This window comes from Bradyrhizobium sp. 87 (genome assembly GCF_023073015.1).
In the GTDB taxonomy this organism is placed as follows: domain Bacteria; phylum Pseudomonadota; class Alphaproteobacteria; order Rhizobiales; family Xanthobacteraceae; genus Bradyrhizobium; species Bradyrhizobium canariense_D.
The window spans coordinates 39,850-54,148 of record NZ_JADPIQ010000048.1 but is presented as its reverse complement, the minus strand read 5'-3'; the positions used below and the strand labels follow the sequence as shown (position 1 = coordinate 54,148).

Sequence of the window (14,299 nt, the reverse complement as noted above, 5' to 3'; positions counted from 1 at the left end):
GCGAAAGCAGACCTCATGTCCATCCTGATCGACAAGAACACCAAGGTCATCTGCCAGGGCTTTACCGGCAAGAACGGCACCTTCCATTCGGAGGCCGCGATTGCCTATGGCACCAAGATGGTCGGCGGCACCTCGCCCGGCAAAGGCGGCGCGACGCATCTGGGGCTGCCGGTGTTCGACACCGTGCGCGAGGCGCGTGAGAAGACCGGTGCCGATGCATCGGTGATCTATGTGCCGCCGCCGGGCGCGGCCGATGCGATCTGCGAAGCCATCGACGCCGAGATCCCGCTGATCGTCTGCATCACGGAAGGTATCCCGGTCATCGACATGGTCAGGGTGAAGCGTTCGCTGGCCGGCTCCAAGTCGCGCCTGATCGGGCCGAACTGCCCGGGCGTCATGACCGCCGGCGAGTGCAAGATCGGCATCATGCCAGCCAACATCTTCAAGACCGGCAGCGTCGGCATCGTCTCCCGCTCCGGCACGCTGACCTACGAAGCCGTGTTCCAGACCACCCAGGAAGGCCTCGGCCAGACCACCGCGGTCGGCATCGGCGGCGACCCGGTCAAGGGAACCGAGTTTATCGACGTGCTGGAAATGCTGCTCGGCGACCCCAAGACCGAGTCGATCATCATGATCGGCGAGATCGGCGGTTCCGCCGAGGAGGACGCCGCCCAGTTCCTCAAGGACGAGGCCAAGCGCGGCCGCAAGAAGCCGATGGTCGGTTTCATCGCCGGTGTCACGGCCCCTCCCGGCCGTCGCATGGGCCACGCCGGTGCGATCATTTCGGGCGGCAAGGGCGACGCCGGTTCCAAGACCGACGCGATGAAATCGGCTGGAATTACAGTGTCGCCATCTCCCGCGCGCCTCGGCCACACGCTTGCCGAAAAATTGAAATCTTGATTCACACCTTCGTAATTTTCCGGGCGAAGTTTCGCAGCAAATAGGGTAAATGGTGCCTGTCGCGCTGGTCCTCTGCCGGGGAGCCCAGCGCCAGCGCCGTTTGTTATGCGCGAACCGAAATCGCCAGGAACTCAAGTATGTCTCGCCAAGACGCGAACGCAGCCTTTGCCCTCTCCTCCTTTTTGCAGGGCACCAACGCCACCTACATCGACGAAATCTACGCCCGCTACGAGAAGGACCCGTCCTCGGTGGATGCCGAGTGGCAGGACTTCTTCAAGAGCCTCAACGACCAGCCGGGTGACATCAGCAAGAACGCCCAAGGCCCGTCCTGGGAGCGCGCCAACTGGCCGCTGACCCCGCAGGATGATCTGACCTCCGCGCTCGACGGCAATTGGGCGGAAGTCGAGAAGACGGTCGGAGCCAAGATCGCTGCCAAGGCGCAGGCCAAGGGTGGCGATAAGAGCGGCGGCCTCTCCTCCGCCGACCTTCTCCAGGCCACCCGCGACTCGGTCCGGGCCCTGATGCTGATCCGGTCCTACCGCATGCGCGGTCACTTCCACGCCAAGCTCGATCCGCTCGGCATCGAAGCCCAGCGCAATCGCGAAGAGCTCGACCCGCGGACCTACGGCTTCAGCGAAGCCGATTTCGACCGCAAGATCTTCCTCGACCATGTGCTCGGTCTCGAATACGCCAGCTTGCGCGAAATCACCGCGATCTGCGAGCGCACCTACTGCCAGACGCTCGGCGTCGAGTTCATGCACATCACCAACGCGGCGCAGAAGGCGTGGATCCAGGAGCGGATCGAGGGGCCGGACAAGGAAATCTCGTTCACCCGCGAAGGTCGCCGTGCCATCCTGATGAAGTTGGTCGAAGCCGAAGGTTTCGAGAAATTCTGCGACACCAAGTTCACCGGCACCAAGCGCTTCGGCCTGGACGGTGCTGAATCGCTGATCCCCGCGCTCGAGCAGATCATCAAGCGCGGCGGCAATCTCGGCGTGAAGGAGGTCGTGCTGGGCATGCCGCACCGCGGCCGCCTCAACGTCCTGACCCAGGTGATGGGCAAGCCGCATCGCGCGCTGTTCCACGAGTTCAAGGGCGGTTCGGCCAATCCTGATGCGGTCGAAGGCTCGGGCGACGTCAAATATCACCTCGGCGCGTCTTCGGATCGCGAGTTCGACGGCAACCGCATCCATCTGTCGCTGACCGCCAACCCCTCGCATCTGGAGATCGTCGATCCCGTGGTGCTCGGAAAAGTCCGCGCCAAGCAGGATCAGCACGGCGATCCGCCGGATATGCGCATCTCGGTGATGCCGCTGCTGATGCACGGTGACGCCGCGTTCGCCGGCCAGGGCGTGGTCGCGGAATGTTTCGGCCTGTCGGACCTGAAGGGCTACCGCACCGGCGGCTCCGTGCACTTCATCGTCAACAACCAGATCGGCTTCACCACCTATCCGCGTTATTCCCGTTCGTCGCCTTACCCGTCCGACGTGGCGAAGATGATCGACGCGCCGATCTTCCACGTCAACGGCGACGATCCGGAAGCCGTCGTGTTCGCGGCCAAGGTTGCGACCGAGTTCCGGCAGAAATTCCACAAGCCCGTCGTCATCGACATGTTCTGCTACCGCAGGCATGGCCATAACGAGGGCGACGAGCCGGCTTTCACCCAGCCGGTGATGTACAAGAAGATCGCGGCCCATCCGTCGACGCTCGAACTCTACGCCCGCCGCCTCATCAGCGAAGGCGTGTTGACCGAGGGCGAGGTCGAGAAGGCCAAGGCCGACTGGCGCGCGCGGCTCGATGCCGAACTCGAAGCCGGCTCCGGCTACAAGCCCAACAAGGCCGATTGGCTCGACGGCAAATGGGCCGGCTTCAAGATCGCCGATCAGGAAGAAGATGCGCGGCGTGGCGTCACCGGCGTCGACATCGCCGCCCTGAAGGACATCGGTCGCAAGATCACCAAGGTGCCGGACGGTTTCCGCGTCCACCGCACGATCCAGCGCTTCCTAGAAAACCGCGCCAAGGCGATCGACGGCGGCACGGGCATCGACTGGGCGACCGGCGAAGCGCTGGCGTTCTGCACGCTGCTCAACGAGAACCACCATGTCCGCCTGTCCGGACAGGATTCGGAGCGCGGCACTTTCTCGCAGCGCCACTCGGTCCTGATCGACCAGGAAGACGAGAGCCGCTACACGCCGTTCAACCATCTCGGTCACGAGCAGGGCCATTACGAGGTCATCAACTCGCTGCTGTCGGAAGAAGCCGTGCTCGGCTTCGAATACGGCTATTCGCTCGCCGAGCCGAACACGCTCACCCTGTGGGAAGCGCAGTTCGGCGACTTCGCCAACGGCGCGCAGGTCGTGTTCGACCAGTTCATCTCCTCGGGTGAGCGCAAATGGCTGCGCATGTCCGGCCTCGTCTGCCTCCTGCCGCACGGCTATGAAGGCCAGGGACCGGAGCACTCCTCGGCGCGTCTGGAGCGCTATCTGCAGATGTGCGCGGAAGACAACATGCAGGTGGTCTATCCGACCACGCCGGCGAACTACTTCCACGTGCTGCGCCGGCAGCTTCATCGCGAGATCCGCAAGCCGCTGATCGTGATGACGCCGAAGTCCCTGCTGCGTCACAAGCGGGCGGTGTCGCGTCTCGAGGAGCTCGCGAAGGGAACGACCTTCCACCGCATCCTCTATGACGACGCCCAGATGCTGCCGAGCGAAGCGATCAAGCTCGTTCCCGACGAGAAGATCCGCCGCATCGTGCTCTGCTCGGGCAAGGTCTATTACGACCTCTACGAGGAGCGCGAGAAGCGCGGCATGGACGACATCTATCTGATGCGCGTCGAGCAGCTCTATCCGGTGCCGCTCAAGGCGCTGGTGGCCGAACTGTCGCGCTTCAAGAAGGCCGAAGTGGTGTGGTGCCAGGAAGAGCCGCGCAACATGGGTGCCTGGCACTTCATCGAGCCCTATCTGGAGTGGGTGCTGAACCAGGTGAACGGTGCGAGCCGGCGTCCGCGTTATGTCGGCCGCGCCGCCTCCGCTGCGACCGCCACGGGTCTGATGTCGAAGCATCAGGCGCAGCTGAAGGCGTTCCTGGACGAAGCATTGAGCTGAGAAGTTTTTACACCTCGTCATGCCCCGCCTTGTGCGCAATTGCGCACCGGGGCGGGGGATCCAGTATTCCGCGCCGCCCGTCTCTATCACGACTGTCACGGCGTACTGGATCGCCCGCATCCGCGGGCGCTGACATCTGCACCTATGTCCGCATTGGCGATCTCCTTAAGGAAAAGACCATGACTGAAATTCGTGTGCCGACCCTCGGCGAATCCGTCACCGAGGCCACCATCGGCCGCTGGTTCAAGAAGGCCGGCGATCCCGTCGCCGTCGACGAGCCCTTGGTGGAGCTCGAGACCGACAAGGTCACCATCGAAGTCCCGGCGCCCTCAGCCGGCACGCTGAGCGAGATCATCGCCGCCGATGGTGCCACCGTCGCCGTCGGCGCGCTGCTCGGCCAGATTACCGAAGGCGCCGCCGGCGCTGCCAAGCCGGCAGCTGCGCCCGCGAAGCCCGCGGCTGCCGCTCCTGCGGCCGCTGCTGCTCCCGCCGCGGCGAAGGCGCCACCGGCCGATGCGCCGCTCGCTCCCTCCGTGCGAAAGCTCTCGGCCGAGACCGGCGTCGATGCCTCGACCGTTCCCGGCTCCGGCAAGGACGGGCGCGTCACCAAGGGCGACATGCTCGCCGCGATCGAGCGTGCGGCCTCGGCGCCGACCCCCGTCAACCAGCCGGCCGCAGCGGTTCAGGTCCGCGCACCGTCGCCGGCCGATGACGCCGCCCGCGAAGAGCGCGTCAAGATGACCCGGCTGCGCCAGACCATCGCGCGCCGCCTCAAGGACGTGCAGAACACCGCCGCGATGCTCACGACCTTCAACGAGGTCGACATGACCAACGTCATGGCGCTGCGTGCCCACTACAAGGATGCGTTCGAGAAGAAGCATGGCTCGAAGCTCGGCTTCATGGGCTTCTTCACCAAGGCCGTCGTCCAGGGGCTGAAGGACATCCCGGCCGTCAACGCCGAGATCGACGGCACCGATCTGATCTACAAGAACTACTATCACATCGGCGTCGCCGTCGGCACCGACAAGGGCCTCGTCGTGCCCGTGGTGCGCGACTGCGACAACAAGTCGATCGCCGACATCGAGAAGGGCATCGCCGATTTCGGCCGCCGCGCCCGCGACGGCCAGCTCAAGATCGACGAGATGCAGGGCGGCACCTTCACCATCACCAATGGCGGCATCTACGGCTCGCTGATGTCGACCCCGATCCTGAACGCGCCGCAGTCCGGCATCCTCGGCATGCACAAGATCCAGGAGCGGCCGATGGTCGTCGGCGGCAAGATCGAGGTCCGCCCGATGATGTATCTGGCGCTGTCCTACGATCACCGCGTCATCGACGGCAAGGAAGCCGTGACCTTCCTTGTCCGCGTCAAGGAGAGCCTGGAAGATCCGGCGCGCCTGGTGCTCGATCTCTGATCGCTGATGCTCTGCGAGCGCCGTCGCCTTTCGCGACGGCGCGTGTCGAACTATGGAGGCGCGCGTGACGGATAAAGTCGTTGTCATCACCGGCGGCAGCCGCGGCATCGGCCGTGCGACCGCAATTGCCGCCGCGGCACGCGGCTTCCGGATCGTTGTCGGCTATGCCAGCAACAAGACGGCCGCCGATGAGGTGGTCGCCGAGATCGCGGCCAGCAACGGCAAGGCCATCGCGGTGAAATGCGACGTCGCCGAGGAAAGCGACATCCTGGCGCTGTTCAAGGCCGCGGACGCGTTCGGCACGCTCGGCGCGCTCGTCAACAATGGCGGTATTGTCGGGACCAGCGGCGTGCGCGTCGACGAGATGTCGGCCGAGCGCATCCAGCGTGTGATGGCGGTCAACGTCACCGGCTCCATCCTCTGCGCGCGCGAAGCCGTGAAGCGGATGTCGACCAGGCATGGCGGCCAGGGCGGCGTCATCGTCAATCTGTCGTCGGTTGCGGCCAAGCTCGGCGCGCCGAACACCTATGTCGACTATGCCGCGTCCAAGGGCGCGATCGATTCCTTCACCATCGGCCTCGGCTATGAGGTTGCCGGCGAGGGCATTCGCGTCGCGGGCATCCGCCCCGGCCTGATCGACACCGAAATCCACGCTGCCGGCGGTGAGCCCGACCGCGCCCATCGCTTGGCCCATATGGTGCCGATGAAGCGCGTCGGTACGGCCGATGAAGTCGCCAATGCCATCGTCTGGCTGATGTCGGACGATGCCTCCTACGTTACCTCAGCCATTCTCGATGTGTCCGGCGGACGCTGACGCGCCGCGCGGACGCTGACACATCCTTCAACGCTAAACTTACGGGACTTTCTCTCATGGCTACCTACGATCTCGTCGTCATCGGCACCGGACCGGGCGGTTATGTCTGCGCGGTGCGTGCAGCGCAGCTCGGCATGAAAGTCGCCGTGGTGGAAAAGAACGCGACGCTCGGCGGCACCTGCCTCAATGTCGGCTGCATGCCGTCGAAGGCGCTGCTGCATGCCTCCGAAATGTTCGAGGAGGCCGGGCATTCCTTCGCCAAGATGGGCGTCAGCGTCTCCGCGCCGAAGCTCGATTTGCCTGCGATGATGAACTTCAAGCAGCAGGGCATCGACGGCAACGTCAAGGGCGTCGAGTTCCTGATGAAGAAGAACAAGATCGACGTGCTCAAGGGCGCCGGCAAGATTCTCGGCACCGGCAAGGTCGAGATCTCCGCCGACGGCAAGTCGCAGGTCGTCGAAACCAAGAGCATCGTGATCGCCACCGGCTCGGACATCGCGCGGCTCAAGGGCATCGAGATCGACGAGACCCGCATCGTGTCGTCGACCGGTGCGCTGTCGCTGGACAAGGTCCCCGGCAAGTTGCTGATCGTCGGCGCCGGCGTGATCGGCCTCGAGCTCGGCTCGGTCTGGCACCGTCTCGGCGCCGAAGTGGTCGTCGTCGAATTCCTCGACCGCATCCTGCCCGGCATGGACGGCGAGATCGCCAAGCAATTCCAGCGCATCCTGGAGAAGCAGGGCTTTGCCTTCAAGCTCAGTGCCAAGGTCACGGGCGTGGACACCTCCGGCAAGACGCTGAAGGCGACGATCGAGCCCGCCGCGGGGGGCGCTGCCGAGACGCTGGAGGCCGACGTCGTTCTCGTCTGTATCGGCCGTGTGCCGTACACGGAGGGGCTCGGACTGAAGGAAGCCGGTGTTGCACTCGACAATCGCGGCCGCGTGCAGATCGACCCGCATTTCGCCACCAGCGTGAAGGGCGTCTATGCCATCGGCGACGTCGTCGCGGACCCGATGCTCGCGCACAAGGCCGAGGATGAAGGCGTCGCGGTTGCCGAGATCATCGCCGGGCAGGCCGGCCACGTGAACTACGATGTTATCCCAGGCGTCGTGTATACCACGCCGGAAGTATCCTCCGTCGGCAAGACCGAGGAGGAGCTGAAGCAGGCGGGCGTGGCTTATACGGTCGGAAAGTTTCCCTTTACCGCCAACGGGCGCTCCAAGGTCAACCAGACCACCGACGGCTTTGTGAAGATTCTCGCAGATGCGAAGACCGATCGCGTCCTCGGCGTGCACATTATCGGCCGCGAAGCCGGCGAAATGATCCATGAGGCAGCCGTTCTCATGGAGTTTGGCGGCAGCGCGGAGGATCTCGCGCGCACGTGCCACGCGCACCCGACGCGCTCCGAGGCCATCAAGGAAGCCGCGCTTGCAGTCGGCAAGCGGGCCATCCATATGTAGGTCGCGCCCAGCGCCGAATCGGGCGGGAAACACATGCTACGCCGCCTGCTTCAACCGGTCTGGGTCCTGCTTGCGATCATCTTCCTGATCGAAGCCTGGCTGTGGGACCATCTCGAACCGATCGTCGCGCGGGTTGTCGCAATCGTCCCGCTTGCGCGGTTCAAGCAATGGCTGTCGGACCGCGTCGATGCGCTGTCGCCAGCGATGACGCTGATCGTGTTCGCTGTACCGATCGTCCCGCTGTTTCCGCTCAAGCTGGTTGGCCTGTGGCTGCTCACGCACGAATACTGGACCAGCGCGGTCTTCACCATCGTGTTCGCAAAGCTGCTCGGGGTCGGCGTCACCGCCTTCGTGTTCGACGTGACGCGCGACAAGCTGATGGAGATGGCGTGGTTCGAGCGGCTCTATGATCTGGTGCTGAAGCTGCGTGCCAAGGCCGCCGAGCTGGTCGATCCGGTCAAGCGACGCATCAAGGAGCTGATCGCCGGCAACGGCGAAGGCTGGTCCTCCCGCACGCTCCGCCTGATCCAGCGCTTTCGCAAGAGCGTGCACGAAGCGCGGTGAAGCCTCACCGCAGACTCGCTGTCATCGCCCGGCTTGACCGGGCGATCCAGTATTCCAGAGACGGCAATGGCTACGGAGAAGCCGCGGCGTACTGGATGCCCCGGTCAAGCCGGGGCATGACAGCGCGCATGTCGCTGCGCTCATGCGGGCTACGAGCCTCAATGCAGATGCAGCAGATGCGGCGACCATGCGCCGAGCATGGTCATCCCAAGTCCGGCAAGCGACAGCAGGCCCGCGATCCAGGCGAGCGGCAGCATGCCGGTGATGATGGTGGCTGAGGCCAGCACGATGCCGATCTGGAAGGCGGCGGACGCCAGCTCGAAGTGATGATATTTCGCAGTCGCCTCGTCGCGCTCATGCTCGGCGTGCTTGGCCTTTTCGGCCAGCTGCTCGGTGCCTTCGCCGGTCTCCGGCTCGGAGCGGTAGCGCTGCGCGGTCTTCTGCCAGTCCTCGATCTGCTTCTGCACGGCCACCTTGTTGGCCTCGTCGCTCGCCGCGCCGAGGATGAGCTTGCCCTGGTCGGCCATGGTCTGCACCACGGTGCGGCGGATGCTCTTGGCCTGGAAGAACGCCCAGAGGTTGGAGGCCTCGACGTTCTTGCTGATCGATTCGGTCTGGGCGCCCTTGCCGAGCGTCTCGGAGATCGCCAGGAACAGCGCCAGAACCGCGATCAGGAGCGCGATCTTCTTGTTCGAGCCGGACGCGTGTTCGGCGTGCTCGGCATGCTCCATGCTTTCATGTGCGCTCATAAATCCCTCCTGCCTGTTTACCAACGATTGACCGAACTGCGCGACGGGCGCAAGTGGCAAGCCGCGATGGCCGTTGCAATTAAGGGTTTCGCGTCGGGGCTGATCTAGTCCTGTCCCATGACCACAGCGGAATTCATCGCAGCCTGCGTCTGGCCTTCCATCCTCGCATCCGCGCTTGCGCTGCTGAAGGCCCGCAACACCGCGGCCTTTCCGTTCGTCGGCAAGATTGTCCTCGCGCTTGGCCTGACCTACATCGGCCTGTTGCGGTTTTATGACAAGAGCTCGATCATCGCAGTCAACGACGTCCATGTCGGCCTCGTTGTTCTGGGCCTGATTATCGTCGGCTCGCAGCTGCGACAACCTCCGCTGTACGGCTCATGGCGTGACCAGGCGAAGGCGTTCGCCTCGATGATCCTGATCGTGCTGCTCGGCAGCGGTCTTGCATGGTATGCCGGACGAATGCTGTTTCTCGATCACCTGACGTCCCGCCTTGTGATCGAAGGCCGTGTCGATCGTGCGTGGAGGTCAGGTAGCCGCCGCAAAGCGGACTGTCTCGTTCGCATCGCGGGCCAACCGGTGAAGGTCACGGCGCCGCTGTACGAGCGGCTGGAGACGTTCAGGCCGATGGTCCGCGTCGAGGTCGGGCGCGGCTCGAACTACGTCTACGATATCGAGTATCTCGCCAACTGAGCCGCTATCGGCGCGGATGCGCGCTGGCATAGACTTCCAGCAGCCGCTCGGCATCGATGCCGGTATAGATCTGCGTGGTCGAGAGCGAGGCATGGCCGAGCAATTCCTGGATCGCGCGCAAATCGCCGCCGCGTGACAACAGGTGCGTGGCGAAGGAATGCCGGAGCGCGTGCGGCGTGGCGCTGTCGGGCAGGCCGAGCGCGCCGCGCAGCCGCTCCATCGCGAGCTGGATGATGCGCGGGCTCAAGGGCCCGCCGCGTGCGCCGACGAAGATCGGCCCCTCCGCCGGCAGCGGATACGGGCACATGGAAACGTATTCTTGCACCAGTGCGAGCACGTTCTGGAGCACCGGCACCATGCGGGTCTTGTTGCCTTTGCCCGTCACGATCAGCACGTCGCCTTCACCGGGACGCGGGACCTCGCGGCGCGTCAGCCCCAGCGCTTCGGAGATGCGCAGGCCTGAGCCGTAGAGGAGAGCCATCACGGCGGCGTCGCGCGCAAGAATCCAGGTCTCGCGGTCCTCGCCGGCGCGCTCGTCGGCGTCCGCAAGACGTTTGGCCGACGCCATCGGCAGCGGCTTGGGCAGGCTCTTTGCGACTTTCGGCGCGCGGATCGCCGAGAGCGCCCCGACCTTGCCCTTGCCTTCGCGCTCGAGAAAGCGGCCGAACGAGCGCAGGCCCGCGAGCGCGCGCATCAGGCTGCGGCCGGCAATATCGTCGGCGCGGCGCATCGCCATGAAGGCTCTGATATCGGTGGCCTCCAGCGCGGCGAAACGCTTTAGCGTCACTCGCTCGCCCCAATGGCCGCAGAGGAAAATCAGGCACTGCCGCAAATCGCGGGCATAGGCTTCCAGCGTCTTCGGCGACAGCCGCCGCTCCGCGCCGAGATGCGACAGCCAGCGCGTCATCTCCCGCGCGATGTCAGGATCGGCGCTGGCGAGCTCGATTTGTGGGGCGGCCGCTTTGCTCATGCGCTCTGGACGTGGTGATTCCACTCAGTATATCGCATCACACTCGTTTATCGTTCGCTAAGGCCGCCTCAGGGCGCTAGCCTTGAAGCCCCCGGGTTCCGATTCCCCCTCCATGGATCACACGTCGCGCAGCAACGCCGTCTCCGCCAACGCGACCCGCATGGTCGACGTGCTGGTGCCGGTCGCGCTCGACCAGACCTATTCCTACAAGGTGCCGCGCGGAATGGAGCTGAAGGCGGGCGATATTATTGGCGTGCCGCTCGGCCCGCGCGAGGTGCTCGCCGTGGTCTGGGCCGAAAACGCCAATCCTGATCCGCGCCTGCACAACCGCCTCAAGGAGGTCAGCGAAAAGCTCGACATCCCGCCGTTGAAGCCCGAGCTGCGTGCGGTCGTGGACTGGATCGCCAATTACACGTTGAGCCCGCGCGGCATGGTGCTGCGCATGTGCCTGCGGATGGGCGAAAACCTCGGCCCCGAGCGGGTGCGCGCCGGCGTGCGCCTGGTCGGCGATCCGCCAAAACGTCTGACGCCGGCGCGGCAGCGCCTGATCGAGGTGCTGTCGGACCGGCTGCTGCACGGCAAGTCCGAGGCGGCCAGAGAGGCCGGGGTTTCGGCCGGCGTGATCGACGGCCTCGTCGACGAAGGAACGCTCTCGGTCGAGCCGATGCCCCCGCCTCCGCCGCCGCCGGCCCCAGATCCGGATTTCAGCCGGCCGGATTTTTCGCCGCTTCAGCGCGCCGGGGTCGATGCCATGCGCGCACTCGCCGCCAACGGCAGCTTTCACGTCGCGCTGCTCGACGGTGTCACCGGCTCGGGCAAGACCGAGGTTTACTTCGAAGCCGTCGCCGAGGCGATCCGCCGCGGAAAACAGTCGCTCATCCTGATGCCGGAGATCGCGCTCACCGGCCAGTTCCTCGATCGCTTCGCGCAGCGCTTTGGCGTGCGCCCTCTGGAATGGCATTCCGAGCTGACGCCGCGCACCCGCGCGCGCAATTGGGCGGCGATCTCCGAGGGCAGCGCGCCGGTTGTGGTCGGCGCGCGCTCGGCGCTCTTTCTGCCCTACGCCAATCTCGGCCTCATCGTGGTCGATGAAGAGCACGACCAAGCCTACAAGCAGGACGAGGGCGTGCATTATCACGCCCGTGACATGGCGGTGGTGCGCGCGCATATCGCAAAGGTTCCGATCGTGCTGGCGTCGGCGACGCCGTCGGTCGAATCCGAGGTCAATGCGCGCAAGAACCGCTATCAGCGCATCGCTCTGCCGTCGCGCTTCGGCGGCCAGCACATGCCACATATCGAGGCCATTGACATGCGCCGCGAGCCGCCGGCGCGCGGCCGCTTCATCTCGCCGCGGCTGGCGTCCGAGATCAGGACCGCGATCGAGCGGCGCGAGCAGGCGCTACTGTTCCTCAATCGCCGCGGTTATGCGCCGTTGACGCTGTGCCGCGCCTGCGGCCATCGCTTCGCCTGCACCATCTGCGATGCCTGGCTGGTCGATCACCGCTTCCGCCAGCGCCTCGTCTGTCACCATTGCGGCTTCTCGATGCCGCGCCCGCAAACCTGTCCGCATTGCGCGGCGGAGGAATCGCTGGTCGCGGTCGGGCCCGGCGTCGAGCGCTTGCAGGAGGAGGCGGCGGCGCTGTTCCCGGAGGCCCGCACCATGCTGCTGTCGAGCGATCTCATCACCTCGATCGAGACGATGCGCTCCGAGCTGAACGACATCGCGGAGGGCCGCGTCGACGTCATCATCGGCACCCAGCTCGTCGCCAAGGGCCACAATTTTCCGCGGCTCAATCTGGTGGGCGTGGTCGATGCGGATCTCGGCCTGTCCAATGGCGATCCGCGCGCCTCCGAGCGCACCTGGCAGTTGCTCAACCAGGTGATCGGCCGCGCCGGGCGCGAGCAGGGCCGTGGCATCGGTTATCTCCAGACCCACCAGCCCGATCATCCCGTGATGAAGGCGCTGATCGCCTGCGACCGCGAAGCGTTCTACGATAGCGAGATCGATTTGCGCGAACGCACGCTCTATCCGCCGTTCGGGCGGCTCGCGAGCCTGATCATTTCCGCCGGCGACCGGCCGAGCGCCGAAGGCTTTGGCCGCCACCTCGTTGCGCTCGCGCCGCGCGACGAACGCGTTGTGGTGCTGGGCCCGGCGGAAGCCCCGCTCGCGGTCATCAAGGGCCGCTACCGCTTCCGCATCCTGGTGAAATCGGCGCGCGGCTTCGACCTGTCGGATTATCTGCGCAACTGGCTTGCCGCATGCCCGAAGCCGAAGGGCAATCAAAAGCTCGAAGTCGACGTCGATCCGCAGAGCTTTTTGTAAGGAGCTGCAAAACTCCCCGTCATTGCGAGCGCAGCGACTTGTCCGCCGAAGCTTTAGCGAAGGCGGAAGCAATCCAGAATCCCTCCACGGAGGCAGTCTGGATTGCTTCGTCTCTCCGCTCCTCGCAATAACGGCGGAAGAACAAACAAAAAGCCCGCCGTCCCCCAAGACGGCGAGCTTGTTTCAGGCGTCGCGCTTTAGGAGACGACTTCGGCAGTGACGCGGCCGACGCCGGCGCCGGTGAGGCCGATGGCACGGGCAGCGCCCGTGGAGAGGTCGAGGACACGGCCGCGGATGAACGGGCCACGGTCGTTGATGGTGACGATGACGCTCGAGCCGCCATGGGTGACACGCAGCTTGGTGCCGAACGGCAGTGAACGGTGCGCCGCGGTCATGGCGTTCTGGTTGAAGCGCTGGCCGGAGGCGGTCCTGCTGCCGGACTCGTTCCCGTAAAAGGAAGCCATGCCGGAGAAGGAACGTCCGGTGCCCTGCGACGGCGTCATCGATGCATTGGCGTTACGCCAATCGGAGGTCGTGTTGGCATCGGTCTGGGCGTGGTGGCGGTGATGATGGTGGGAATAGCGATGGTGATGGCGGGATTTGGCGGAAGCTTCGGTGGCAGTTCCCCCGATGAGAAGAGTTGCGGCAACAAAGGCGATCGCCTTACGCGGCCGGGTCACTGAGCCCAGCGTCTTCAAACAAAGCATATATTGGTCCCTAAGCTAGTATTGCCACATATGTGGCAAGTGGAGCCCCCGTAAGTTTGCGAGCGGGATCGCGTTTCGATTCCTAATGAGGCGTGAATTGGGCAGTAAATCCGTTCTGTGTCGCTGTGTAATATCTTGTTACCGGCAGGGATATTCGGCCGACATTCCGTAATATTGGAATTTAGCAGTTTGTTAACCTCTATATTACTCGCGAATACTGTAAAACGAAGTCATCGCTTTCCGCATTTAGAATTCAGAAAGTATTCGGCGAGTGGAGCCGGGAGGGCTGGAATCACGCCTCAGCGATCCGTGTTCATGGCGGCTATGCGCTGAGGGCAGGAACCAATCGCCGGCCTCGGCTCAGGGTTGGGCTTAAGCGCTGTGGCAATTCCGCGGCATGGCAAGGTCGTCGTCGCGTCGTCGTGGAGTGCGACGAACTGGCGACAGAACGTCATGCCTTTAATTTGGCGTCATGTTGCACGTGCGCGCCTGCTATGTTAGCAAAGCCGCGATTTTAACGAGCCCGGCACTTCCGTGCGGGGTCGAAAATCGAAGTCCCGCTTGAATTCCAAGGGCTTGGATCGCTAGGCGCCGCTTCGTGGC

General features: G+C 64.6%; 11 protein-coding genes. 8 read left to right on the top strand and 3 right to left on the bottom strand.

Features of this window, described 5'->3' with window-relative positions; all coding sequences use genetic code 11:
- Positions 1 to 15 precede the first annotated feature (15 nt).
- The 6 genes from sucD (at position 16) to IVB50_RS09795 (ending at position 8,257) form a co-directional block, all read left to right on the top strand.
- Positions 16 to 900 carry a succinate--CoA ligase subunit alpha gene (gene sucD / locus IVB50_RS09820; protein ID WP_018459831.1) on the top strand — a complete coding sequence of 295 codons (885 nt, stop codon included), beginning with the start codon at positions 16 to 18 and terminating at the stop codon, positions 898 to 900.
- Positions 901 to 1,037: 137 nt separating this feature from the next.
- Complete coding sequence (locus IVB50_RS09815) at positions 1,038 to 4,007, top strand: 2-oxoglutarate dehydrogenase E1 component (protein WP_018459832.1); 2,970 nt, start codon at positions 1,038 to 1,040, stop codon at positions 4,005 to 4,007.
- Between the two features lie 179 nt (positions 4,008 to 4,186).
- Positions 4,187 to 5,422, top strand: coding sequence for a 2-oxoglutarate dehydrogenase complex dihydrolipoyllysine-residue succinyltransferase (odhB, locus tag IVB50_RS09810; protein WP_026233886.1), 1,236 nt, complete (start codon positions 4,187 to 4,189; stop codon positions 5,420 to 5,422).
- Between the two features lie 64 nt (positions 5,423 to 5,486).
- On the top strand, positions 5,487 to 6,236 hold the full coding sequence (locus tag IVB50_RS09805; protein ID WP_026233887.1) for an SDR family oxidoreductase: 750 nt from the start codon (positions 5,487 to 5,489) through the stop codon (positions 6,234 to 6,236).
- A 56-nt stretch (positions 6,237 to 6,292) separates the two neighbouring features.
- On the top strand, positions 6,293 to 7,693 hold the full coding sequence (gene lpdA, locus IVB50_RS09800; RefSeq protein WP_247295770.1) for a dihydrolipoyl dehydrogenase: 1,401 nt from the start codon (positions 6,293 to 6,295) through the stop codon (positions 7,691 to 7,693).
- 33 nt (positions 7,694 to 7,726) lie between these two features.
- On the top strand, positions 7,727 to 8,257 hold the full coding sequence (locus IVB50_RS09795) for a hypothetical protein (protein WP_018459836.1): 531 nt from the start codon (positions 7,727 to 7,729) through the stop codon (positions 8,255 to 8,257).
- Positions 8,258 to 8,415: 158 nt separating this feature from the next.
- Here IVB50_RS09795 and IVB50_RS09790 read toward each other — a convergent pair whose 3' ends face one another.
- Positions 8,416 to 9,006 carry a DUF4337 domain-containing protein gene (locus IVB50_RS09790; protein ID WP_026233888.1) on the bottom strand — a complete coding sequence of 197 codons (591 nt, stop codon included), beginning with the start codon at positions 9,004 to 9,006 and terminating at the stop codon, positions 8,416 to 8,418.
- A gap of 117 nt (positions 9,007 to 9,123) precedes the next feature.
- Between IVB50_RS09790 and IVB50_RS09785 the strand changes: the two genes are divergently transcribed.
- Positions 9,124 to 9,696, top strand: coding sequence for a hypothetical protein (locus IVB50_RS09785; RefSeq protein ID WP_247295767.1), 573 nt, complete (start codon positions 9,124 to 9,126; stop codon positions 9,694 to 9,696).
- A gap of 4 nt (positions 9,697 to 9,700) precedes the next feature.
- Here IVB50_RS09785 and IVB50_RS09780 read toward each other — a convergent pair whose 3' ends face one another.
- A complete protein-coding gene (locus tag IVB50_RS09780; protein WP_018459839.1) occupies positions 9,701 to 10,666 on the bottom strand; it encodes a tyrosine recombinase XerC in 966 nt (321 codons plus the stop codon).
- A gap of 112 nt (positions 10,667 to 10,778) precedes the next feature.
- Between IVB50_RS09780 and IVB50_RS09775 the strand changes: the two genes are divergently transcribed.
- Entirely contained in the window at positions 10,779 to 12,989 is a 2,211-nt protein-coding gene (locus tag IVB50_RS09775; protein ID WP_247295765.1) for a primosomal protein N', read from the top strand.
- Positions 12,990 to 13,186: 197 nt separating this feature from the next.
- On the opposite strand, the gene IVB50_RS09770 is transcribed toward IVB50_RS09775, so the two are convergent.
- Positions 13,187 to 13,696 (bottom strand): septal ring lytic transglycosylase RlpA family protein, encoded by a 510-nt coding sequence (locus IVB50_RS09770; protein ID WP_026233889.1) that lies wholly within the window; start codon positions 13,694 to 13,696, stop codon positions 13,187 to 13,189.
- Positions 13,697 to 14,299: the final 603 nt, after the last annotated feature.

What these genes read in the sequence shown, in the direction of transcription:
- sucD (WP_018459831.1), top strand. Translation starts at nt 16, where the DNA reads ATGTCCATCCTGATCGACAAGAACACCAAGGTCATCTGCCAGGGCTTT.
- IVB50_RS09815 (WP_018459832.1), top strand. Translation starts at nt 1,038, where the DNA reads ATGTCTCGCCAAGACGCGAACGCAGCCTTTGCCCTCTCCTCCTTTTTG.
- odhB (WP_026233886.1), top strand. Translation starts at nt 4,187, where the DNA reads ATGACTGAAATTCGTGTGCCGACCCTCGGCGAATCCGTCACCGAGGCC.
- lpdA (WP_247295770.1), top strand. Translation starts at nt 6,293, where the DNA reads ATGGCTACCTACGATCTCGTCGTCATCGGCACCGGACCGGGCGGTTAT.
- IVB50_RS09795 (WP_018459836.1), top strand. Translation starts at nt 7,727, where the DNA reads ATGCTACGCCGCCTGCTTCAACCGGTCTGGGTCCTGCTTGCGATCATC.
- IVB50_RS09790 (WP_026233888.1), bottom strand. Translation starts at nt 9,006, where the DNA reads ATGAGCGCACATGAAAGCATGGAGCATGCCGAGCACGCCGAACACGCG.
- IVB50_RS09785 (WP_247295767.1), top strand. Translation starts at nt 9,124, where the DNA reads ATGACCACAGCGGAATTCATCGCAGCCTGCGTCTGGCCTTCCATCCTC.
- IVB50_RS09780 (WP_018459839.1), bottom strand. Translation starts at nt 10,666, where the DNA reads ATGAGCAAAGCGGCCGCCCCACAAATCGAGCTCGCCAGCGCCGATCCT.
- IVB50_RS09775 (WP_247295765.1), top strand. Translation starts at nt 10,779, where the DNA reads ATGGATCACACGTCGCGCAGCAACGCCGTCTCCGCCAACGCGACCCGC.
- IVB50_RS09770 (WP_026233889.1), bottom strand. Translation starts at nt 13,696, where the DNA reads ATGCTTTGTTTGAAGACGCTGGGCTCAGTGACCCGGCCGCGTAAGGCG.